Genomic DNA, 21,936 nt, shown 5'->3' with positions numbered 1-21,936 from the left:
ATCAGCCGAACAGCGGCGGGAGCAGCCGCAGTTCGGCCATCTTGCGAAGCTGACCGACGAGCGATTCGAGGCTATCGCGGCAGGCGGCGAAACCGGCCTGCCGCAGCTTGATCGTGCTCAGCAGCGTTGGGCTCGCCTTGTCGGCGATGCGCGATGCCAGCAGCAGATCGAGATAGGTTGCCGATTGGCCTAGCAGGGCCGACAGCGAGGGTTCGATCAGCCCGTGCCGTCGGGCGATGGCCGACCAGGCCTGCTGGCTCTCGGGTGCCGAGAAGAGGCTGCTGAAGGTTTCGGGCGCGAGGCTTTCGCCAGGCAGGCCCAGCATGTCCGCCAGCACGGGCCAGGCGTGACGCAGCACGAAGACGTCGCCGTTGGTGAGGTTGAAGTTCTCGCCCGCTGCGGCGGGATCGGTCGCCGCCCAGGCCAGCGCCTGAGCCAGCAGGCCGGCGTCTGCCATTTCCCAGAGCGCTGCGCTTGTCCCTGGCAGCGCGAAAGGCTTGCCGAGATCTTTGCACAGCGCGGCATAGGCGCCGATCGCGGCAACCGGATTCATCGCTGCTCCGGGCGCCCAGCCCAGCACGACTTGCGGCCGGAAGATGGTGAAGCCGAAGCCATGCTGCGATGCCGTTTCGCGCAGCATATCCTCGTGCAGCCAGTAGAAATTGGCGTGGGGATCGCGCGGCGCGGCCTCGCGCAGCGGCACGGTAACGGGATGGACATGAGCGCCATAGGCCTTGGCGCCCTGCAGGATGCTCACGTGCTGCAAAGTGCCGGATCGAGCGACCGGCGCGAGGATATTGGCGAACATGGCGCCGTTGACGGCCATCAGCGCTTCGTCGCGCCAACCGGCCACGAGGCCGGGGGCTTCCGCCACCGCCGCATAGATCAGATGCGTTATCGGGGGCAGACGTTCGGTCAGCACAGTGCAGGCGGCGGGATCGCTAAGATCTGCGGCGACGTGGTCGAACCTCGTGCCTTGCGCGACGACTGGCGGGCGGCGCGACAGCGCGATGACGTCCCAACCCGACAGACCCGCGAAATGTTCGACCGCTGCGGTTCCGATGACACCGCTCGCCCCTGCGACGAGGACACGCCGAACGGGATCAGCCATGCTCGAACGAGGCGGCGAAAGTATGTTCCGGCCCGGTCGGCAGCGCGGTCATGCGGTCGATCACCTGCGCCATGTGCATCGCCGGCGTGCCCCAGGCGGTCTTGAGCGCCAGCGCGCGCTTGAGGAAGAAGTGGACGTCCACTTCCCAGGTCATGCCCATCGCGCCGTGGACTTGCACCGCGGTGCGGGCGGCAAGGTCGGCGGCCTCGGCCGCAGCGAGCTTGGCGTGGGCGACGCGGGCTTTTGCTGCAGGACTGCCCAGAGGCAGTTCGATAGCGGCGGCGTGGACGACGGGTCGGGCAAACTCGATCTTGACCTGCGCGTCGGCAAGGAGGTGCTTGACGGCCTGGTAGCAACCGATCGGCTTGCCGAACTGGTGGCGATCCTTGGCATAGGCCACCGCGATGTCGACGCAGCGCTGGCCGAGCCCGAGCATCTGCGCCGCGGCGAGCACGGCGCCGCGTTGTGCCGTCTGCCGCCAACCGCCATTCACGTGCGTGGCGGCAGAGGGCGCCCAGTCGGCGCAGAACAGGCGGCGGAAGGGATCGAAGCTGTCTACGCGCGTGAGCGTCACGGCATCGCGTTCGACCAGATGCAGATCGTCCCCACTGCTGAGCACGAAAGCAGCGGCGCCGTCAGCCTCGGAGACGAGGGGATTGGCCGGATGCCCGACCGCAACGATCTCTCCTGCTAGAACGCGAGCAAGCCAGCCCTTGTCGTCGAGACTCGCCAGCAGAGGAACTACAACGCCGGCCATTTCGATCAGCGGTTCGGGCAGGGCGACGTAGCCCGCGGCCTCGGCGATGCCAACGAAGTCGATCAGGCTCAGCCCCAATCCGCCTTTGTCTTCCGGCGCGCAAATGCCGAGCAGGCCCATGTCGATGATCGTCTGCCAGCGTGTCTTGTCGATAGCTTCGCCGTTTGCGAGCAGGCGGCGGAGGTCGGCAGGCGTGCAGCTTTCGATCAGCATCCCGCGCGCGGCTTCGGTGATCGCGGCTTGGTCTTCGGTGAAAGCGAAAAGCATCTCGCTCAACCCTTGGGCAGGCCGAGCATCCGCTCGGCGATGATATTGCGTTGGATCTCGTTGGAGCCGGCGTAGATTGGCCCAGCCAGCGCGAAGATGTAGTAGTCGAGCCAGCGTTCGGGATCGCCCTCGGCCAGTTCCGCGCGCGGCCCCAGGATGTCGAGCGCGGTTTGGGACAGCGCCATGTCCAGCTCGGACCAGAATATCTTGTTGGTAGAGCTCTCTGGTCCGATCGTGCCGCCCGCGGCGAGCCGAGAGCACATCGCGTAGATCGCCAGCGCATAGGCATCGGCGTCCATCCAGCTTTGCGCCACCCGCTCGGCCATCGAGGCCGGCAGCTCGTGCCTGTGCCGTTCATAGAGCCCGATCAGCCGCTTGGCCGCCTGCTGGTACCGCGCCGGCGAGCGCAGTAGCAACCCGCGCTCGAAGCCGGCGGTCGCCATGCAGACCTTCCAGCCTTCGCCTTCGCCGCCGAGCCGGTCGGCCACGGGCACGCGGACGTTGTCGAGGAATATCTCGGCGAAGACCTTCTCGCCGTCCATCCGCTCGATCGGGCGCCGGGTGACGCCGGGCGCGTCGAGCGGGAACAGGATCAGGCTCATGCCTTTGTGCCGCTCGCTGCCCGGCTCGCGGAACAGGCCGAAAGCCCAGTCAGCGAAGACCGCGCGGCTCGACCAGATCTTCTGGCCGTTGAGCACATATTCGTCGCCGTCCCGCGCGCAGGTCGAGCGCACGCCGGCAAGATCGCTGCCGGCGCCGGGCTCGGACCAGGCCTGGGCCCAGATGACGTCGCCGGCTGCCATCGACGGCAGGAAGCGCTGCTTCTGCTCCTCGGTGCCGAATTCCATCATCGTCGGGCCGAGCAGGAAAATGCCGTTCTGGTTGACCCGGGTCGGTGCTTCGGCGCGGTAGTATTCCTCTTCGAAGATCAGCCAGCGGATCAGGTCGAGCCCGCGTCCGCCGAGTTCCTCGGGCCATGTGACCATGCCCCAGCGGCCATCGCTCAGCTTACGTTCCCAGTCACGGTGCGCCTCGAAGCCCTCGCGGGTGAGGTCGAAGGAGGGCAAGCGTTCCTTGGGAACGTTTGTTTCCATCCACGCGCGCACCTCCAGGCGGAACGCACGCTGTTCGGGGGTATATTCGAGGTTCACTCGCCAGCGTTCTTCTTGTTCGCCGCGGCAGCCGACTTGCCGCTGACCCCGCCGATCGAGCTGCCGGTGACGAGATCGTTCTGCGCATGGGCGAAATGGTGCATGTGAAACACCGCGTCCATCGCTGCGCGCTTGCCGCGCAGTTCCTCGACGTGGTTGACCGCCTGCTTGGTCAGCCAGTTGCCGAGGCGGCCCTGGCCGGCGAGCTTGGTCGCCCAGGCCTCGGTCGCGGCGCGCAGTTCCTCGCGCGGGACGACCTTGTTGACCATGCCGAAGTCGTAGGCGCGCTGTGCCTTCATGCGTTCGCCGAGCAGAAGAAATTCCTTGGCCACGCGTGGCGGCAGCTCATAGGCGTGGGCGAAGTATTCGACACCGGGAATGCCCATCAGCGGGTTCACTGGATCCTGGAAGAAGGCGTCCTCGCTGGCGACGATCAGGTCGCAGACCCAGGCCAGCATCAGGCCGCCCGCGATGCAGGCGCCCTGGACCATCGCGATGGTCGGCTTGGGAATGTCGCGCCAGCGGCGGCACATGCCGAGGTACTGTTCCTGCTCGCGCGTATAGAGCAGTTCGGCCGCGGGCTTGTTGGTGTGGCCGGGCAGGATCTCGCGCTTGTCGAACTCGTGGTGCAGGTCGCGCCCCGGGGTGCCAATATCGTGCCCGGCCGAGAAGTGCTTGCCGTTGCCGGCGAGGACGATGCAGCGCACTGCGTCGTCGTTGGTTGCGCGGCGGAACGCATCGTCGAGCGCATAGGTCATCTGCCCGTTCTGGGCATTGTTGAACTGCGGCCGGTCCATCGTGATCCAGGCGACGCCGTCCGTTACTTCGTAGAGCACCGGCTCTTCGGTCTCGTAGACGATGTCGACCTTCTGCGGGGCCACCAGGTCGTCTTTCATGCCAGTTCCTCCAGGCGCGCCGGTTCGTTCAGGAGCACCAGCGCATCGACCGCTACGGCGCCCTGTCCTTCGGGCAGCACGAGCAGCGGGTTGATCTCCACTTCGCGCAAGCGATCACCGCCGGCAAGTACCGCCTCGCCGAGTGCGGCGATAGCCTTGGCTGCGGCGGCAACGTCCGCCTTGGGCGCGCCGCGATAGCCGTCGAGCAGCTTGAAGCCCTTGAGGCTGCGGAGCATCGTTTCCGCCTGCGCGGCTTCGACCGGCAGCAGGCTGTGGCAGGCGTCCTGCATCAGCTCGGTCCAGACCCCGCCAAGACCGACCGTGAGCATCCATCCAAACACCGGATCGCGCGTAACGCCGGCAAGAATCTCGACGCCGCCCTGGAGCATCGGTTCGAGCGTGACGCCTTCGATATGGACGCCGGGCATCGAGCGCCCCTTGGCCATCATCGCGTCAAAGGCATAGACCACGGCGTCTGCGTCGCTGAGACCGAGGCGGATCAGCCCGTGCTCGGTCTTGTGTGCCACGTCGGGGCTGACCAGCTTGGCGACGAGCGGATAGCCAATCTTCTCGGCGGCGGCGCGGGCTTCTTCCGCGCTCTGCACCAGTGCGTCATGCACCACCGGCACGCCGAAAGCCGCCAGCGCTTCCTTGCCTTCGGTCTCGGACAGGGCGCTGCGATCGGCCGGAAGGGCGGGCCAGCTCGCCAGGGCGGTCGGAGCCGCAGCGGTCTCGACGCTGCCCTTCTTCCAATGGCCATAGGCTGCGATGGCACGCGCGGCACGGTCGAAGTCGTCGAAATAGCCGACTCCGGCCGCTGCCAGTCGCGCGCGATCGGCCATGGCATAGGTGTCGATCACGACGATCGCCTTGGCGCTAGCCGCCGCAGCCTTCTCGATCTGGTCGATCGCATTGGTGAGGAAGGAACCCGGCGTGTAGAGCAGCAGGACGTCGATCTCGTCAGGTGTCAGCGCCAGGCGGATGCACTCGCTGAGGAAGTCGTTCGAATTGACAATGTTGCCGGTCATGTCGATCGGGTTCGAGACCATCGAATGGCCGGGTATCTGCGCGGCGAGCGCCGCCTGCACATCGGCAGGCAAAGTCGGAACGTCGGCCCCGCCGAGCGCAAGTGCATCGGACAGGATCGCCCCGGCCGCACCGGAGATCGACAGGATCGCACAGTTGCTGCCGCCGATCTTGCTTCCCAGCGAATGGAGATAGGCGAGGTCGGCGAGGACGGAGAGCTCGCTGGCGCGTGCAACGCCGGCGCGTGCAAAGGCCGCGTCGTAGGCCGCGCTGTCCCCCGCGAGCGCGGCCGTGTGCGAACGCGTCGCCTCGGCGCCCTTTTCGGAAGCGCCGACCTTGAAGACTGCCAGCAGCTTGCCCGCAGCTCTGAATTTTGCAGCGGCGGCAAGGAATTTCGGTCCGTCGCGCAGCTCTTCGATATAGCAGAGCGCCGCGCTGGTGTTCGGATCGTCGGCGAGATGATTGAGATAATCGGCGAGCTCGACGCTCGCTTCGTTGCCGGTGTTGATCACCTGGCTGAAGGCCACCCCTGCCCGCCGCGCGATGCGGAACAGGGTCGCGCACATGTTGCCGCTCTGCGTGACGAGCGCGATCTCGCCCGCCGGATCGTCGGGCTGGAAGGTGGGCCCGAACGTGGTGAACACGCCGTCGGTGAAGTTGACGTTGCCCATGGCGTTGGGCCCGGCGACTTTCATGCCCGTGCGCTTTGCGAAAGCGGTCAGCGCTTCCTGACGGGCAATGCCCTCGGGCTCGTTGGTCTCGGCATAGCCCGCAGCAAAGACCAGCGCGGCGGGGATGCCAAGCGCGTGGCAGCGTTCGAGATAGGGCAGGGTGGCCTCGGCCGAGAGCGCGACGACGACGAGATCGACCACTTCTGGTATGCTCTCGATGTCGGGATAAGCCTTGAGGCCTTGGACAAGCTCATTCTTCGGATTGACCGGATAGAGCCTTTCGAAGCCGGCGCGCTTCAGCAGGCTTACCGGCACACCACCGATCCGCTTCGGGTTGTCCGATGCACCGACGACCGCGATCGAGCGGGGCGAAAGGAGCGGGTTCAGACTCATGCTGCAGCCTCTCCGCCCTTGATCTCGTATTCCTCGGTATCGAACACCGCGGTCATGTTGCGATAGCGCGAGAGACGCCAGGGGTTGTTCGTCACCACGCGGCCCGACTTGTTCTTGTACCAATTGTTCACGCCGGGATGCGTCCAGACGAGCTTTTCGTGCTCGGCGTCGAACTCGGCCTGATAGGCCTCGAACGGTTCGCGGCGGACTTCGAGGCTGCTCGCCTCGCGTTCGATCAGTTCGCGCAAGGCCAGCATCGTGTAGCGGACCTGGCATTCGGAATTGAACACCGCGCTGCCTCCGTGTCCGCCGTTGGTGCCGGGGCCGTATAGGATGAACAGGTTGGGGAAGTGGGGGACGGTGATACCCAAGTGCGCGCGCGGGTCGTCGTCGCCCCATTTGCCGCGCAGAGATCCGTCGGTGCCGACGATCTCCATCGGAAACAGCGGCGCCTGCGCCTTGAAGCCGGTCGCGAGGATGATGACCTCGGCCGGATGCTCGATGCCATCCTTGTCGACCACGCCGGTCGCGGTGATCTTCTGGACCGGGCCGGTGACCAGCTCGACATTGTCGCGGGTCAGTGCGCTGAACCAGTTGCTGTCGCGCAGCATCCGCTTGCCATAAGGCGGGAAGCTTGGCGTGACCTTGGCGAGCAGTTCCTCATCGCCTTTCAGTTGTTCGCGCATGTGGGCGATCAACTGCTCGCGGATCGCCTTGTTGAAGGCGTTGAGCGAGGTCTCGGGTTCGGGCCAGTTCGGGTCCTTCTTGAGATGCGGCAGCATCCCGTCCGAGGTCGCGTAGAGCAGCTGGAAGCGCCACCACTTGGTATAGAACGGGACGTGTTCGAGCCCCCATTTGAGCCCCTCGCTGACCTCGGCATAGAGCAAAGGATTGTGCCGCGCCCAGTGGGGCGAGCGCTGGAAGATCGTCAGATGGCCGGCGACCTCCGCGACCTTGGGACCAAGCTGCATGCCGCTGGCACCGGTGCCGATCTGCACCACGGTCTTGCCCGTCAGATCGAGATTGTGATCCCAGCGAGACGAGTGAAACATGGCCCCCTTGAAGTCCTCGATTCCGGGGATCGGCGGGATCGAGGGGCGGTTGAGCAAGCCCGTGCCGCTGACAAGCGCATTGACCCTCATCTCGTAGACACTGCCTTCCTTGCGCCGGATCGTGACCGCCCAGACTTGGCCGGCCTCGTCCCAGACCGCGCGGACGACTTCCTGCTCGAACCGCATGTGATCGGCCACGCCGGACTCGCGATAGACGGTCCGGATGTACTCGATGATCTCCGGACCCTGCGCGAAATAGTGATCCCAGTCCGAGGACGTGCGGAACGAGTACGAATAGAAGTGGTTGGGCGTGTCGACCGCGACACCCGGATAGGAATTTTCGTACCAGGTGCCGCCGACGTCGTCGTTCTTCTCGATGACGGTGAAGGGGATGCCCGCTTCCTTGAGCTTGATCGCCATGGCGAGGCCCGAATAGCCTGCGCCGATCACGAGTACGTGATAGCGGTCCATGACCTCCGCTGGCACCGGCTTGCGCCACTGCACGGATTTGGCGTCTCCGGTGCCGAAGTTCAGTTCCTCCAGCACCATCGGCAGGTATTCGGGCGGCACGACCTGGCCGACCGCCACATCGCACATGCGCTGAAGCTGGTCGGCCTCTGGCGCGGGCGGCAGAGCGCGGTTCGTGGCGGCATAATCCTTGAACGTCGCGGTGACCTTGGCGCGCAGTTCGGCCTGCAGGTCTGCGGGAATGTCGACCTCGAAGCTCCAAGCGCCGTGGATGTGCGGACGGAACTTTTCGAGCAGCGACTCATCGCCCGACAGGTGCGTGTAGACCAGCAGCAGCGGCACCGGATCGAGCGCGGCGAGGTGCGCTTCGAGCACTTCGGGCGGACTCGCGATCAGTTCCTGGAAAGCGTGGGAATCGGGGTTGCTGGTCATCTCATTCCGGCTTTTCGTTGGACTGCCCTTCGAGGGTTGCACTAGCCGCTGAGGGAAATAATGCAATAGGTCGTATTCATTCTTTACTCGCATCGTGGCTGCGGTATGGAGGGGACGCTCTTTGCCGCGCTTTCCAGGGCGCGCAGGATCGATCGGGCGAATCGGCCGAAGGAGAGATGACTTGGCGACAGACAGCTTGACCTTGCCGAAGCCGGCGACCGGAGTGATCCGCATCGGCACGGACGGACGCGCTTCGATCGAGGGGTTTCGCTGCCGCGATTGCGGTGGCGTTTTCGCCGAGCAGACGATGTCCTGCCGCCGCTGCGCAAGCCGCAACGCGCCCGAGGCGTTCCGTGCGGCCGAGAGCGGCAAGCTCTACAGTTGGTCGGTGGTTCACCGCTCCTATCCCGGCATCGCGGTGCCCTTCGTTTCGGCAATCGTCGATCTCGATGACGGGTTGACGCTCAAAGGCACGCTGCGCGGCGTCGATGCGGCGGCGGTGCGGCAGGGAATGCCGGTCAGCCTTGTGTTCGACGACGCCGGCGGCGCGCGCGACAAGGAAGGCGCGCCATACGTCGGGTTCCATTTTACTCCCAAGGGAGATGCATGATGAGCGACGTCTACATCGTCGGCGCGGACATGATCGCTTTCGGCCGCTATCCTGATCGGACCTACTACCAGCTCGGTGCCGAGGCTTCGCTGAAGGCACTCGACGACTCTGGGCTGTCGATCAAGGACATCGGCGCGGTCTATGCCTCGTCGTGCTTCAACGCGCAGTCGATGCTCGGCCAGAAGGTGCTCAAGGAGATCGGCCAGACCGGCGTGCCCTGCATCAATGTCTCGAACGCCTGCGCCTCGGGCGCGACCGCCGTGCGCGAGGCGTTCATCGGTATCAAGAGCGGTATCTATGACGCCGTGCTCGTGGTCGGTTCGGAGAAGAACCCGCGCGGCATGCTCGGTGGCGCGCCGCACGACGGACCGCCACCCGAGGGCCTGTTCGGCTCGGAATCGATGCCTGCAGTCTTCGCGGAGGCCGGCATGGTCCACACGGCCGCCTACGGCACGACGATCGAGCAGTTCGCCCAGGTCGCGGTCAAGAACCACCACCACGCGACGATGAATCCCAAGGCGGCCTACCGGAAGGAGACGCCGCTCGACGAAGTGCTCGCCAGCGAGATGATCGCCTGGCCGCTGACCAAGCTGATGTGCTCGGCCAATGTCGACGGCGCCGCTGCGCTCGTCCTCGTATCGGAGAAGAAGGCTCGCGAGCTCGGCATGAGCCGCGCGGTGCGCATCCGCGCCTCGATGCTGACATCCGATCCCTACGAGCCGCGCAATCCGGTGATGTTCGACTGTAACTCGGTGACACGGCTTGCCGCGGCCAAGGCTTACGAGATGGCGGGCCTCGGCCCCAAGGACCTCGATATCGTCGAACTCCACGATTGCTTCGCGACGGCCGAAATCCTCCACTACGAAAATCTCGGCCTCTGCGGCGAAGGCGAGGCCGGCCGACTGATCGACAGCGGCGACACCGCGCTCGGCGGGCGCATCCCAGTCAACGTCTCGGGTGGATTGCTATCGAAAGGCCATCCGATCGGCGCGACCGGCGTCGCCAACATGGTCGAGATCGTCGAACACCTGCGCGGCGAGGCAGGCGCACGGCAGGTGACCGGCGCGCGGATCGGCCTGTCGCACGTGCTTGGCTTCGGCGCCGCCGCGGGTGTCCATATCCTCGAGAAGGCATGATTGGCACCAGTATGACCAAGGGGCCCTGGCTCGACCTGACGGGTCGGATCTCCGCCGTCACCGGCGCCGCCTCGGGCATCGGCCGCGCGGCGGCCTTGGCGCTTGCCGAAGTCGGAGCGACGGTGATCGTGCTCGACCGCGACGTCGTTGGTGCACATCGCGTCGCCGATGCCATAACCGCCGCTGGAGGCATTGCCGCCTTCGGCCAACTCGACGTGACGAGCGAGGAAGAATGGGTCGAGACCGGGCTGTGGATCGGCAAGACCTGGGGCAATCTCGACATCCTGGTGAACAGCGCCGGCATTGTATTCTCCGACCGTGTCGGTGACGAGGATATCGAACCCTATCGCAAGACCTTCGCGGTCAACGTCGACGGTACGTTGCTGGGCATGCGCATGGCGCTCGGCTTCATGCGCGCGGCAGGGAAGGGCGCAATCATCAACATCTCGTCGGCGGCATCGTTCACGGGCTCGTCGATCATGGCGTCTTACGGTGCCAGCAAGGCAACCGTCGCCCACCTAACGCGCTCCGCTGCCCTCGAAACGGCACGCTGCGGCCACGATATCCGGATCAACTCGATCCATCCCGGCCTGATCCAGACCGCAATGGCCGACGACTTCTACGGCATTTACGAACGCGTCGGCCCACCCGAGGCGGTCGAAGCCGTGATGACCACCGGCCGCGCCGGACGGCCGGAGGAAGTAGCCGACCTCATCGTCTTTCTCAGTTCCGATCGCGCCAGCTTCATCTCGGGCGCCAGCATAGCCATCGATCGCGCCAAGAGCGCCTGACCTATCCAAGAGGACCCTTCGTGATCACCGATCCACTTCTGCAACCCTTCAAGACACGCGGCCTGACTTTTCGCAACCGCATGATCCATGCGCCGACGACGATGAACATGTCGGACGACCGCGGCTATGTGACGCGCCAGGCGGTCGGCGCCTACGAAGCACTGGCAGCGGGCGGATATGGCGCGGTCTGCGTCGGAGCGACCTGCGTGCGGTGGGACGGCCTGATCAACGAGCGCATGCTCGGCTTCTACGACGACACCTACATCATCGGCCAGCGCGAGCTGGTCGAGGTGATCCACCACAACAATTCGCTCGCCGGCATTCAGCTGTTTTACGGCGGGTTGATCCCCGGCGTCGGCGCGACCTTCCCGCTCGAGCCCGGCAAGGGCTGGATTCCCGGCACCGTTGCCTGGGGGCCGACCGGCAAGTACCCGATCGGCAACCAGCAGCCCGGCGTCGTCCCGACCGAGGTCTATCGTGAACTCGTCGAGGACTATGCCCAGGCCGCCCGCCGTTCGAAGGAAGCAGGCTACGACTACGTCTCGTTCCACTTCTGCCACGGCTCGCTGCCGCACGTGACCCTGTCGCTGCTGGAGAACACCGGCCGCAACGACGAATATGCCGACCGCTTCCTGTTTTGCGAGCAGATCCTCCAGCGCACGCAGGAGCTTTGCGGCAAGGACTATCCGATCATCCCGCGCCTGGTCTGCGACGAGAACTTCGTCGGCGGCTACGACCTCGACTACTTCCTCGACGAGTACGCGCCGCGGCTGCACGCGCTGGGCATCGACGCGCTCGACTGCACCTTCGGCTCGATGCTGCCGGCCAAGAGCCGCGACCCCGAGATCAACTCGGGCGAGATCATCGGCGGCGGGTTCTATGTGCCGAACCTGGTGACACTGCCCTACATCCAGCGCACGCGCGAAGGCCTGATGGCGCGCGGCATCGACATGCCGTTGATGGGCTCGTGCAACGTCAACACGCCCGAGCAGATGCGCGCGATGGTAGGCGAAGGCGCGGCGGACTTCTTTGCCTCGTGCCGCCAGTCGCTCGACGACCCCGATTTCCCGCGCAAGATCGCCGAAGGCCGCGAGGACGAGATCCGCAGGTCGACGCGAACCGGCGCCTCGCTGCTCCAGGGCAACATCTTCGGCAAGGGCGTTGCGGGATCGGCGCAGAACCCGAACTTCGGTCGCGACCGCGAATATCGCCTGGTCCCGACCAACCGCCCCAAGCGCGTGTTGATCGCAGGCGGCGGCTCGGGCGGCATGGAATATGCACTGACCGCGCACGAGATCGGCCACAAGGTCACACTGTTCGAGAAGTCGGACAAGCTCGGCGGCGTGATGAACTGGGCCGGCAACTACAAGACGCTGCGCAACGTCGAGCAGATCGCCTACCAGCCCGAATGGCACCGGCGGATGATCGCCAAGCACGGCGTCGACGTCCGGTTCGGCGAGGAGCTGACGATCGAGCGGATCAGGGCCGAGAAGCCCGATGTCGTCGTCATAGCCACGGGCGCGCGGCCGGCGTTGCCCGAGGTGCCGGGCCTCGCAGCAGCGCTCGAAAGCGGCTTTGCCCGTACGATCGACCGAGTTCTCACAGAGGGAAGGGACACGCTGAACGAGGGGCCGGTCCTGGTCTGGGGCGCAGCGGAAGGCGTGGAACTGGCGCTCGATCTGGTCCGCGGCGGCCGCAGGGTCCGGCTGCTCGATCCGCGCCCCAAGTTTGCGCCCGCCACCTACATCGGCTCGCGCGCCCGCTATGTGATGCTCTGGGCGGCGCAGGCGGAACTGGTGCCGGAAACCTCGGTGGAACTCGTCGATGTCGCGCAAGGTGAGGTAAAGCTCCGTCACGGCGACGGGCGCCAGGAGAGCGTCGCTTGCGCGCATCTCGTCGTGGCTCCCGGCCGCGTCGCGCACGATCCGCTTTCGGTGGCACTGCAGGGCACGGGGATCGAGGTTCATGTCGTCGGCGATGCACGCGCGCCGCGCTCCTACGGCAATGCGATTCACGAGGCAGCCTATCTGGCGCGGAGGATTTGATGACGGATTGAATGCAATGCCTGTGGTGAAAACTTCGAGTGGAGGGTTGTGTCAGCCGAGAAAATTGACCATTTGGGCGCGTTCGCGTTGCATTCTTTTGCGCGAAACCACGGATTTCCGCCATTCTTGAGGTGAGATTTTGGAAAAAGTTGCCCCAGTTTCGAAGAAGGTCAGTGGCCGTGTTGCTCCCGCGCCCGCGCGCGTGAAGGCGCCGGCGAAGCGCAAGCGCAACCGTGCGGGGCGACCGACGGCGGACGAGCTCGAACGGCGCAAGCTCAAGGTCATGGAAGTCGCCACCGACATGTTCGTCGGGCGCGGCTATGCCGCAACCACCCTGCTCGACATCGCCAAGAAGGCCGGCGTAGCGACGCGCACGCTCTACCAGCACTTCGGCGACAAGGAGGCGATCTTTCGCGAAGTGATCTTCGCGCGCGACACCGCAAAGATCAGCCCGCCGGTGCTCGAAGAGGGGGAAGATCTCGTCGCGGCGCTCCGCAAGGCCGCGCACTATTCGTTCGAGGTCGCGCTACGCTCGCGCTCGATCGATCTGATGCGGCTGATGATCGCCGAGAGCGCTCGCTTTCCCGATCTGATGAGTTCGGTCGCAACTGCGATCTTCTCGCGCTTCACGCGCAACGTCGCGCAGCTGTTCCGCCAGCTCGCTGAGAGCGGCCTGATCCCCGAAGGCGATCACGACAAGTCGGCCGAGCTGTTCATCGACCTGTTGCTCGGCCAACGCACGGTCATGATCTATTTCGGGTGGGCTAACACTGCACCGACGGAAGAGGATGTCGAAGTCAAGATCGACCTCTTCATCAAGGGCCGTTTCAGCGGCGTGGATGGGAAGAAGGGCGGCAAAGCGAAAGCCGCCAAGCGGAAAGACTGATCCGGCGATGACCGCACTGGAACCGCGCATTGCCGACTATCTCGCGCACCGCATGCCCGAGGCAAGCGATGTGCAGGTCGACGATCTCGCGCGGATCCACGGCGGCAGCAGCCAGGAGACGTTTCGTTTCCGGGCGCGCTGGCGGCAGGCCGGCCGCATCGAGGAGCGCCGCCTGATCCTGCGCCGCGCGCCCGAAGCCGGGCTGGTGAATGCCGAGCGCGATCTCGAGTTCACCGTCTATTCGGCGCTGGCGGGCAGCGGCGTGCCCATTCCGGCGGCGCATTTCCTCGAGCTCGATCCGCAGTGGCTCGACCGGCCGTTCTTCATCATGGACCTGGTCGACGGCAAGCCCGGCCACTTCTTCCAGTCGACTGATCCTTACGAGGGGCAGAGCGAGGCCGTCGGCCGCAATTTCTGGCGCCATCTCGGCACCCTGGCGGCGCAGGATCATCGCGCGCTCGGCCTTGATGGCCTGCGCAACGGCGATGCGGAGGGCGATTGCTGGTCAGGCGAGCTCGATCATTGGGAAGCAGCGCTCGACGCCGGCGAGGAGGTGATCGAACCGGTGGTACGCGGCGCGCTCCGTTGGTTGCGCCGCAATCCGCCGCCGCCCGCCGCCAAGCCAGCGATCGTCCACGGCGACTACCGCTGCGGCAACTTCCTGTTCCTTCCCGACGGCCAGGTCAGCGCTGTGCTCGACTGGGAGATGTGCCATGTCGGCGACCCGCTCGAAGACATCGCCTGGGCGCTCAACCCGATGTGGACGATGGAGAAATACTTCCCGCTCGAAGAGGGCCTGGCGATCTGGGAAGAAGCCAGCGGGCTGACGATCGACCGTGCGGCGCTCGACTGGTGGCGGCTGTTCGCCCCGGTCAAGGCCTGCGGCATCTGGACCACGGCCGAGGCAAGCTTCCAGGAAGGCACGAACCGCGAGATGATCATCGCGCTGACCGCGGTCCGGGCCAACTCGTTCCACCGCCGCGAGATCCTCGATCGCATGGCACAGCGCGGAGTGATGGGATGAGGCTGACCCACGAAACCGTGCTCGAAGGCGTAGCTGTCGCGCTGCGCGACCAAGTTTCGCCGAACCTGACCGACGCTTTTGCCGCCGATGCCGCGCGCATGGCGCAATCGCTGATCACGATCGTCAGCCGCGCGAGCGACGATGCCGTCGCGATCCGGGTCGAGGAAAATGCCCGGATACGTGCGCTGCTCGGGCAGGGCGGAGCGCTCTTCGGCGACGCTTCGCTAGCTGCGGCTGCACAATCCGGCGATCCTGGCCTCAGGATCAGCGAACTGGACGCCGAGACGGGCCGACTGCGAACGCTGCTGGTCGGCCTCCAGGCCCGCGTTGAGCTTCGGGACGACCCCGAGGCGCGCGCTCTCGATCAGGCTATCTGGCAGGCGCTGCGCGATTTCGAAACCGCCCGAGCGCCCCGCGCCTAGGTGCGCGGCGGCAGCTTTAGTAGCTTGGCCGCGTTGTCGTAGAGGAACTTCGGCCAGACCTCGTCCTTTAACGGCACATGGTCCATCTCGGCGAAGATGCGCGTGAGCTCCAGGCCCATCGGGAAATAGCCCGCGTAGATCACCTTGTCGGACCCTCGCGAGTTGGCGAACTTGATGATCGCCTCGGGCCAGTACTTGGGGGCGAAGGCGCTGGTCGAATAGTAGAGATTCGGCCATTTCAGCAGCAGCTTGACCGCCAGCGCCTCGTCGGGTTCGGCGCCGTGGCGCATGATCACCTTGAGCTCGGGCAGGTCGTAGGCGACCTCATCGAGATGGCCGACCCATTGCGGCATCATCGGGATGCGCGGACCGGGCACGCCGACATTGATGAAGATCGGCAGGTCCAGCTCGATGCACTTGGCGTAGATCGGATAGGCCTTCTTGTCGTTGATCGGCACCGGCGGGTTCTGGCCCGAGGGGAAGAACGACACGCCGCGGATCAGCCCCGCGTCGAAATCGCTCTGGATCTTGCGGACGGCGTCCATGCCCTTGTTCGGATCGACCGTGCGGATCGCGGCAAAGCGATCGGGATAGCGGCGCATCGCCTCCACCGCGCGGTCGTCCGACATGTGAATCACGCCGACGCGGATGTTGTGCGCGTCCATCTGCGCAATGGTCTCGTCGATCGAGGACAGGCGATCGTCGCCTTCGCCGATCTCGTCGGGAATCACCTTGAACATGTATTCGGCCGGGTGTGTCTTCCACTCGGTCTTGATGCTGGCGACGTCCATCTGGTGGGTGTCACGAAAGCCGATCAGCGTGTCGATCACCGGGATATCGCGGGGGCGTGGCACGTTTCGGCTTCCTTCTGGCATCCTGTCTCGCAGGCGGTATTGCAACAGGCGTGGAGTATTGTAAAGCCGGGGTGGCGCCGGGAGGAATTGCCTTGAATTTCGACTATACCGATGAACAGAAGGCACTCAAAGACGAAGCGCGGCGGTTCCTCGCCGCGGTCTCGCCGCTGACGGTGGTGCGCGCCGCTTTGGACAATCCGGCTGAGGGTTACGACAAGGCGCTCTGGGCGCGCATCGGCGAGCAGGGCTGGTGCGGTGCGGCTATTCCCGAAGAGTTCGACGGCATCGGCATGGGTTACGTCGAGCTCTGCGCTCTCGCCGAGGAACTGGGCCGCTCGCTGGCGCCGGTGCCCTTCGCCTCGACGGTCTACCAGTTCGCGGAAGCCTTGCTGTTGGCGGGCTCGCCCGAACAGAAGGCCGAATTGCTACCGCAGGTCGCCGGAGGCTCGCTGATCGGTACCTTGGCGGTTTCCGAGGGACCGGGCGTGCTGGCACCGGACCGCATTGCGACGCGCTTTGCCGACAACAAGTTGACAGGGGTCAAGCTGCCGGTAACCGACGGCCTTGCTGCGGATCGCGCGATCGTTCTGGCACAGTCGGATCGCGGCCCGGGCCTCTATCTCGTCGACCTCACGAGCGAAGGCGTCGAGCGCAGCTTGGTATCGACAATCGACCCGACACGGGGCGAAGCGCAGATCACGTTCGCCAACGCGCCGGCTCAGCCACTCGGAACGCCGGGCGAAGGCCTCACGCTGCTTTCGCGCATCCAGGACCGCGCGGCGATCCTCGTCGCCTTCGAGCAGCTCGGCGGCGCCGATCGCGCGCTCGAGATGGCGCGCGACTATGCGCTTGAACGCTATGCCTTCGGCCGGCCGATCGGCTCCTACCAGGCGATCAAGCACAAGCTGGCCGATGTGTTCATCCGCAACGAGGTCGCGCGCGCCAATGCCTATTACGGCGCCTGGGCGCTCTCGACCGACGCGCCCGAACTGCCGCTGGCCGCCGCCGCCGCGCGGGTGGCGGGATCGAACGCTTATCTCCTGGCCTCGCGCGAGAACATTCAGACGCACGGCGGGATCGGCTTTACCTGGGAGGCCGACTGCCATTTCTTCTACCGCCGCGCACGGCACCTCGGACTGATCCTGGGAGCGCCGCGCGACTGGAAGCGCCGGCTCGCGGATCGGTTGGAGCAACGCGTCGCGCTCGAAGGACAACAGCCATGAACTTCGACGAAAGCCCCGAAGAGGCCGCCTACCGCGCCAAAGTCCGCGCCTGGATCGCCGAAAACGCGCCCGACATGAGCGGGCTCACCGCGACCGAACGGCGCCAGTGGCACGACAAGCACAAGGACGTCGCGCGCGTCTGGCAGGCGACCAAGGCCGCGGCGGGATACGCCTGCATTTCCTGGTCCCCGGAGTGGGGCGGGGCCGGTGGCACCGCGATCGAGGAGGCGATCTTCGGCCAAGAGGAACTGCGCGCCGGGCTCCAGTTCAACTACTTCCGCACCGGGCTCGACATGCTGCTGCCCGCGCTGATGGAGCACAACAAGGACGAGGCCTCACTCGCCCGCGTGCCCTCGGCAGTGCGCGGCGAGGAGATCTGGTGCCAGCTCTTCTCCGAGCCCGCGAGCGGCTCCGACTCCGCCGGCGTGCGGTGTGCGGCCGTCCGTGATGGCGATAGCTGGGTGATCAACGGCCAGAAGGTCTGGAACAGCGGCGCGCAGATCGCCGACTACGGCATGCTCGTCGCACGGACCAATCCCGACGTGCCCAAGCACAAGGGCCTCACGGTGTTCTGGCTCGACATGAAGACGCCCGGCGTCGAGGTCCGGCCGATCCGCATGATGTCGGGCGACAACGAGCTCAACGAGGTGTTCCTCACCGACGTGCGCCTGCCCGACAGCCAGCGCGTGGGCGAGGAAGGCGGCGGGTGGAAGGTGATCATCACCACCTTGATGAACGAGCGCGCCTCGCTGGGTTCGGGCACTGGGCTCAACTGGCGTGACATCATTGCGCTCGCTGCCGAAACGCCTTCGTTCGACGGCCCGGCGATCGAGGATCCCGCTTTCCGCGAATGGCTGGCCGATCTTTACGTCGATGCCGAGGCGATCCGGCTGCTGAGCTTCCGCACGCTGACCTCGCTGTCCAAGGGGGCGACGCCCGGCCCCGAAGGCTCGGCGGGCAAGCTGCTCTGGTCGAACCTCGCGCAGAACCTGACCGACAAGGCGCTCGACCTGCTCGATCACGCCGGCCTGATGGACGATCCCGACGAGGCGACGATGAACGGTGCCTTCCAGCATCGTTTCCTCTGGGCGCCCGGCCTGCGGCTGGGCGGCGGCACCGACGAGATCATGAAGAACATCATTGCCGAACGCGTGCTCGGCCTGCCGGGCGATATCCGCGTCGACAAGAACGTTCCGTTCCGGGAGATCCCGAACGGGCGATAGCCTTTGGGGCCGTCAGGTCCTATAATGAAATGTGCCCGATGCATTTGGAGTTTGCGATGGACGCTGCCACCTCTCCCCTCGACCGCGGCTATGCGAAATTGCCGATCCCCTTCGGTTGGTTCGCCGTCGCCATGTCGGGCGATATCGCGCCGGGCGAAGTGAAGACGCTGCGCTATTTCTCGACCGAGTTCGTCATGTGGCGAGGTGAGGACGGCGCGGTTCACGTCGTCGATCCCTATTGCCCGCACCTGGGTGCGCACCTGGGCGTCGGCGGCGAAGTGGTCGGCAACGATCTGCGCTGCCCGTTCCATCACTGGAGCTTCAACGGTCAGGGCGCCGCGACCGATATCCCCTATACCGACGTGATCCCACCGCAGGCCAAGCGCGCCGACTGCCTGCCGACCTGGCCCGTGACCGAGTCCGACGGTGTGATCTACGTCTGGTATCACCCCAAGAAGGCGGCGCCCAAGTGGGATGTCTCGCGGCTGCCCGAGTGCCCCGACGGCGACTGGATCCTCCACAGCACCTATGACTGGGTGATCAACATTCACATCCAGGAGATCACAGAGAACGGCCAGGACCACGCCCATTTCGGCGCGGTCCACGGCGTGCCTTTCGCGCCCAAGGGCGAGTTCAAGCTCGAAGGTTGGACGCGCCGCAACACGGTGGTCGCCGAGATGAACACGCCGCGCGGGCCGATGACCGGCAAGATCGACACCACCGCGGTCGGCCCGGGCCAGTCGATGGTCGAATATATCGACGTCTGCCACGTCGTGCAGGCGCAGCAGGTGACGGCGATCGATCCCGAGCACACCCATCTGCGCTGGCAGATGTTCACCCCGCCCGGGATCAGCGAAGGCAAGGCCCGCGTGACTCAGGCGCGCATCCGCGATCTCGTCAAGCAGGTGAACCAGGACATTCCGATCTGGAACGCCAAGCGCTTCATGGAGCAGCCGATGCTGGTGAAGGGTGACGGGCCGATGATCGCCTATCGCCGCCAGTATGCGAAGTTCTATGACTTCGACGCGCCCGAACCGGACACGATCGCTGCCTGACCGTTTCGATGGCTGAAACACATCCCAGCGAGCTGCGCGAGGGAACCCACCCACGCGGCAGGAACACCCGCTTCGTCATCATCGGCGCAGGCATTTCCGGCGTGTTGATAGGGATCAAGCTCCTCGAGCGCGGTTTCCGCAACTTCGTGATCCTGGAGAAGGCCGGCCAGATGGGCGGCACCTGGCGCGACAATGTCTATCCGGGTGTCGCCTGCGACGTCGCCGCGCACCTCTATTCCTATTCGTTCGCGCGCAATCCGACCTGGCTGTCGCGCTACGCCAAGGGCCCCGACATCTGGCGTTACTACCATGGCGTTGCCAGGCAGTTCGGCGTGCTGCCCTACATCCGTTACCATCAGGAGGTGATGTCGGCGGTTTACGATGATGGCGCCTGGCAGGTGACGACGCGCGACGGTGAGGTTTACCCTGCCGATGTCGTCATCACCGCAACGGGGCGCCTTCACCAGCCCGTCCTGCCGCAGATCGAGGGGTTGGGGACCTTCGCGGGCGCGTTGTTCCACACCGCGCGCTGGGACACCTCGATCGATCTTGCCGGCAAGCGCGTCGGCGTGATCGGTACGGGTTCGAGTTCGACGCAGATCGTCACCGCGCTGGCGGGCAAAGTGGAACGGCTCTCGATCTTCCAGCGCACCGCGCAGTGGGTGTTCCCGGTCAAGGACACGCCGAACTCGTTCTGGACTCGCATGGGCTTCTGGCTCTCGAAAAAGCGCTGGAAGCGGTACTATCTCCAGCTACGCAGCGAGACCGAGGCGCGCGGCAAGGCCGCGACCAGCTCGGAAGAAGGCCGCAAGGCACGCGATCAGGTCTGCTACGACGCGCTCGCCTCGATCCGCGATCCCGAACTGCGCGCCAAGCTGACGCCCGACTATGCGGTCGGCTGCAAGCGCCTGGTCTTCTCGGACGGCTTCTACGATGCGGTCCAGCACCCGAGCGTCGACGTGGTGATCGATCCGATCGAGCGTGTCGTGCCGGAAGGCGTGCTGACCAGGGACGGCAAGCTGCACGAACTCGATGTCCTGGCGCTCGCCACGGGTTTCGACGCCCATGCCTATATCCGGCCGATGCAGGTTACGGGCGAGGGCGGCGTGACGCTCGACGAAGTCTGGCACGATCTGCCACTGTCCTATCGCTCGATGGCTGTGCCGCACATGCCCAATTTCCTGATGATCAACGGACCTTACTCGCCGGGCGGCACATCCTCCGTGGTCGGTATCGCCGAGGCGCAGGTCGACTATATTCTCCAGCTGATCGATCGGATTGCGGGGGAGGGCGTGACGCTCACCCCGCGCGAGGAGCCGAGCCGGGCCTGGCTCCAGGCGATACGCGAGAAGGCGAAGGTTTCGGTCTGGGGCACCGGCGGCTGCCAGAGCTGGTACCTCGACAAGACCGGCACTCCGACGCTCGACACCAGCACGCTGTCGGAACTCCAGGCGCAGCTCGCCGTGCCGCAATGGGACCACTTCATCGAGCGGCCGAGATAGGCCGATGGCGCGCAGTCGGGCGAACGGGATCGAGATCGAGTACGAGTTGTCGGGGCCAGAGGGCGGCCCTGTACTCATGCTAATTCACGGCGTCGGCGCGCAGCTGATCCGCTGGCCTCCCGCCTTGATCGAACGGTTCGAGCGAGCCGGCTTTCGCACGCTGCGCTTCGATAACCGCGATGTCGGCCTGTCGAGCCATCTGAATCATCTCGGCATTCCCGACATTGCCGCCATCGTGGCTGCGCGGGCAGCCGGCGGCGAGCCGGAGCTTCCTTATAGCCTGTCCGATATGGCGGCCGACACGGCCGGCCTGCTAGATGCGCTCGGCATTGCCCAAGCGCATGTCCTCGGCGTCTCGCTCGGGGGAATGGTGGGGCAGGTCCTGGCCATCGAGCATCGCGCACGGGTGCGCTCGCTGAACCTGTTCATGACGCAGAGCGGCAATCCCGATCTGCCCCCATCCGATCCCGGGGCCCTGGCGATCCTGTCGAAGCGTGCGCCCGATCCGCAGGAGGATCGCGAGGCCTTTCTGAGCCATCAGGCCGCGCTCAACCGCGCGCTGGGCAGCCCGGATTATCCGGCACCGGAGAGCGAGCTACGCGCCTTCGCCGCGCTTGCCGCCGATCGTGCCTACAATCCCGCCGGCCCGGCGCGCCAGCTCGCCGCAGCCCGCGGCGCGCCCGATCGTCGGCCCCAGCTACGCGCCCTTTCGGTTCCGGCGCTCGTCGTCCACGGCCGCAACGATCCTTTGTTCCCGCCCGAATGCGGGACGGACCTCGCGCGCAGCATCCCGGGTTCCTGGCTGCTCGAGCCGGGCGGGATGGGGCACGACCTGCCGGCCGAACTCATCGATCTGTTCGTCGAGACAGTCCGCGCCAACTGCGCGCGCGCCTGATCTGATACCCGCATAGGAAAAGGGCCGGCCTTGGATATCCCGGGCC

General features: G+C 65.7%; 19 protein-coding genes. 12 read left to right on the top strand and 7 right to left on the bottom strand.

What is annotated here, in order from left to right; all coding sequences use genetic code 11:
- Nucleotide 1 precedes the first annotated feature (1 nt).
- From KRR38_RS06465 to KRR38_RS06440, 6 genes are read right to left on the bottom strand one after another with little or no spacing between them, the layout of a single operon-like run.
- Nucleotides 2–1,111 carry an NAD-dependent epimerase/dehydratase family protein gene (locus KRR38_RS06465; protein WP_217399745.1) on the bottom strand — a complete coding sequence of 370 codons (1,110 nt, stop codon included), beginning with the start codon at nucleotides 1,109–1,111 and terminating at the stop codon, nucleotides 2–4.
- Nucleotides 1,104–2,135, bottom strand: coding sequence for an acyl-CoA dehydrogenase family protein (locus tag KRR38_RS06460; protein WP_217399743.1), 1,032 nt, complete (start codon nucleotides 2,133–2,135; stop codon nucleotides 1,104–1,106). The genes KRR38_RS06465 and KRR38_RS06460 overlap by 8 nt, the downstream gene beginning before the upstream one ends.
- 5 nt (nucleotides 2,136–2,140) lie before the next feature.
- Nucleotides 2,141–3,286 carry an acyl-CoA dehydrogenase family protein gene (locus tag KRR38_RS06455; RefSeq protein ID WP_217399741.1) on the bottom strand — a complete coding sequence of 382 codons (1,146 nt, stop codon included), beginning with the start codon at nucleotides 3,284–3,286 and terminating at the stop codon, nucleotides 2,141–2,143.
- Nucleotides 3,283–4,182, bottom strand: a complete 900-nt coding sequence (locus KRR38_RS06450; protein ID WP_217399739.1) for an enoyl-CoA hydratase — start codon at nucleotides 4,180–4,182, stop codon at nucleotides 3,283–3,285. Before KRR38_RS06450 ends, KRR38_RS06455 begins: the two co-directional genes overlap by 4 nt.
- Nucleotides 4,179–6,272: an acetate--CoA ligase family protein gene (locus tag KRR38_RS06445; RefSeq protein ID WP_217399737.1), complete on the bottom strand. Its 2,094-nt coding sequence runs from the start codon at nucleotides 6,270–6,272 to the stop codon at nucleotides 4,179–4,181. Before KRR38_RS06445 ends, KRR38_RS06450 begins: the two co-directional genes overlap by 4 nt.
- On the bottom strand, nucleotides 6,269–8,224 hold the full coding sequence (locus KRR38_RS06440) for an NAD(P)/FAD-dependent oxidoreductase (RefSeq protein WP_217399735.1): 1,956 nt from the start codon (nucleotides 8,222–8,224) through the stop codon (nucleotides 6,269–6,271). The genes KRR38_RS06445 and KRR38_RS06440 overlap by 4 nt, the downstream gene beginning before the upstream one ends.
- Nucleotides 8,225–8,405: 181 nt before the next feature.
- On the opposite strand from KRR38_RS06440, the gene KRR38_RS06435 reads away from it, so the two are divergent.
- The 7 genes from KRR38_RS06435 to KRR38_RS06405 all read left to right on the top strand — a co-directional run bounded on the left by KRR38_RS06435 (nucleotide 8,406) and on the right by KRR38_RS06405 (nucleotide 15,138).
- Complete coding sequence (locus KRR38_RS06435; RefSeq protein ID WP_217399733.1) at nucleotides 8,406–8,834, top strand: Zn-ribbon domain-containing OB-fold protein; 429 nt, start codon at nucleotides 8,406–8,408, stop codon at nucleotides 8,832–8,834.
- Entirely contained in the window at nucleotides 8,834–9,970 is a 1,137-nt protein-coding gene (locus tag KRR38_RS06430) for a thiolase family protein (protein WP_217399731.1), read from the top strand. Before KRR38_RS06435 ends, KRR38_RS06430 begins: the two co-directional genes overlap by 1 nt.
- The gene (locus KRR38_RS06425) at nucleotides 9,967–10,761 is read left to right on the top strand and encodes an SDR family NAD(P)-dependent oxidoreductase (RefSeq protein ID WP_217399729.1); all 795 of its coding nucleotides are present in this window, start codon (nucleotides 9,967–9,969) and stop codon (nucleotides 10,759–10,761) included. The genes KRR38_RS06430 and KRR38_RS06425 overlap by 4 nt, the downstream gene beginning before the upstream one ends.
- A 20-nt stretch (nucleotides 10,762–10,781) precedes the next feature.
- Entirely contained in the window at nucleotides 10,782–12,806 is a 2,025-nt protein-coding gene (locus KRR38_RS06420; protein ID WP_217399727.1) for an FAD-dependent oxidoreductase, read from the top strand.
- A gap of 139 nt (nucleotides 12,807–12,945) precedes the next feature.
- On the top strand, nucleotides 12,946–13,692 hold the full coding sequence (locus KRR38_RS06415; protein WP_217399725.1) for a TetR/AcrR family transcriptional regulator: 747 nt from the start codon (nucleotides 12,946–12,948) through the stop codon (nucleotides 13,690–13,692).
- Between the two features lie 7 nt (nucleotides 13,693–13,699).
- Entirely contained in the window at nucleotides 13,700–14,716 is a 1,017-nt protein-coding gene (locus KRR38_RS06410) for a phosphotransferase family protein (RefSeq protein WP_217399723.1), read from the top strand.
- A complete protein-coding gene (locus KRR38_RS06405; RefSeq protein WP_217399721.1) occupies nucleotides 14,713–15,138 on the top strand; it encodes a hypothetical protein in 426 nt (141 codons plus the stop codon). Before KRR38_RS06410 ends, KRR38_RS06405 begins: the two co-directional genes overlap by 4 nt.
- Here the strand turns inward: KRR38_RS06405 and KRR38_RS06400 are convergent.
- Nucleotides 15,135–15,992: an amidohydrolase family protein gene (locus KRR38_RS06400; RefSeq protein ID WP_309140984.1), complete on the bottom strand. Its 858-nt coding sequence runs from the start codon at nucleotides 15,990–15,992 to the stop codon at nucleotides 15,135–15,137. The genes KRR38_RS06405 and KRR38_RS06400 overlap by 4 nt on opposite strands.
- Nucleotides 15,993–16,084: 92 nt before the next feature.
- Between KRR38_RS06400 and KRR38_RS06395 the strand changes: the two genes are divergently transcribed.
- Genes KRR38_RS06395 through KRR38_RS06375 form a run of 5 tightly spaced genes read left to right on the top strand, consistent with a single transcriptional unit; the run spans nucleotide 16,085 to nucleotide 21,890 of the window.
- Nucleotides 16,085–17,215 (top strand): acyl-CoA dehydrogenase family protein, encoded by a 1,131-nt coding sequence (locus KRR38_RS06395; protein ID WP_217399717.1) that lies wholly within the window; start codon nucleotides 16,085–16,087, stop codon nucleotides 17,213–17,215.
- Nucleotides 17,212–18,438 (top strand): acyl-CoA dehydrogenase family protein, encoded by a 1,227-nt coding sequence (locus KRR38_RS06390; protein ID WP_217399715.1) that lies wholly within the window; start codon nucleotides 17,212–17,214, stop codon nucleotides 18,436–18,438. Before KRR38_RS06395 ends, KRR38_RS06390 begins: the two co-directional genes overlap by 4 nt.
- 56 nt (nucleotides 18,439–18,494) lie before the next feature.
- Nucleotides 18,495–19,493, top strand: a complete 999-nt coding sequence (locus KRR38_RS06385) for a Rieske 2Fe-2S domain-containing protein (RefSeq protein WP_217399713.1) — start codon at nucleotides 18,495–18,497, stop codon at nucleotides 19,491–19,493.
- 8 nt (nucleotides 19,494–19,501) lie between these two features.
- On the top strand, nucleotides 19,502–20,995 hold the full coding sequence (locus KRR38_RS06380) for an NAD(P)/FAD-dependent oxidoreductase (protein ID WP_217399711.1): 1,494 nt from the start codon (nucleotides 19,502–19,504) through the stop codon (nucleotides 20,993–20,995).
- Nucleotides 20,996–20,999: 4 nt separating this feature from the next.
- On the top strand, nucleotides 21,000–21,890 hold the full coding sequence (locus tag KRR38_RS06375; protein WP_217399709.1) for an alpha/beta fold hydrolase: 891 nt from the start codon (nucleotides 21,000–21,002) through the stop codon (nucleotides 21,888–21,890).
- The last annotated feature ends 46 nt before the right edge of the window (nucleotides 21,891–21,936 follow it).

The organism is Novosphingobium sp. G106 (genome assembly GCF_019075875.1).
In the GTDB taxonomy this organism is placed as follows: Bacteria; Pseudomonadota; Alphaproteobacteria; order Sphingomonadales; family Sphingomonadaceae; genus Novosphingobium.
The sequence above is the reverse complement of the archived record's forward strand: the minus strand, read 5'-3'. Positions and strand labels throughout refer to the sequence as shown.

Bases quoted from the DNA above. Each gene is read 5' to 3' on its own strand.
- KRR38_RS06465 (WP_217399745.1), bottom strand. From the start codon at position 1,111: ATGGCTGATCCCGTTCGGCGTGTCCTCGTCGCAGGGGCGAGCGGTGTC.
- KRR38_RS06460 (WP_217399743.1), bottom strand. From the start codon at position 2,135: ATGCTTTTCGCTTTCACCGAAGACCAAGCCGCGATCACCGAAGCCGCG.
- KRR38_RS06450 (WP_217399739.1), bottom strand. From the start codon at position 4,182: ATGAAAGACGACCTGGTGGCCCCGCAGAAGGTCGACATCGTCTACGAG.
- KRR38_RS06445 (WP_217399737.1), bottom strand. From the start codon at position 6,272: ATGAGTCTGAACCCGCTCCTTTCGCCCCGCTCGATCGCGGTCGTCGGT.
- KRR38_RS06440 (WP_217399735.1), bottom strand. From the start codon at position 8,224: ATGACCAGCAACCCCGATTCCCACGCTTTCCAGGAACTGATCGCGAGT.
- KRR38_RS06430 (WP_217399731.1), top strand. From the start codon at position 8,834: ATGAGCGACGTCTACATCGTCGGCGCGGACATGATCGCTTTCGGCCGC.
- KRR38_RS06425 (WP_217399729.1), top strand. From the start codon at position 9,967: ATGATTGGCACCAGTATGACCAAGGGGCCCTGGCTCGACCTGACGGGT.
- KRR38_RS06410 (WP_217399723.1), top strand. From the start codon at position 13,700: ATGACCGCACTGGAACCGCGCATTGCCGACTATCTCGCGCACCGCATG.
- KRR38_RS06405 (WP_217399721.1), top strand. From the start codon at position 14,713: ATGAGGCTGACCCACGAAACCGTGCTCGAAGGCGTAGCTGTCGCGCTG.
- KRR38_RS06390 (WP_217399715.1), top strand. From the start codon at position 17,212: ATGAACTTCGACGAAAGCCCCGAAGAGGCCGCCTACCGCGCCAAAGTC.
- KRR38_RS06385 (WP_217399713.1), top strand. From the start codon at position 18,495: ATGGACGCTGCCACCTCTCCCCTCGACCGCGGCTATGCGAAATTGCCG.
- KRR38_RS06380 (WP_217399711.1), top strand. From the start codon at position 19,502: ATGGCTGAAACACATCCCAGCGAGCTGCGCGAGGGAACCCACCCACGC.
- KRR38_RS06375 (WP_217399709.1), top strand. From the start codon at position 21,000: ATGGCGCGCAGTCGGGCGAACGGGATCGAGATCGAGTACGAGTTGTCG.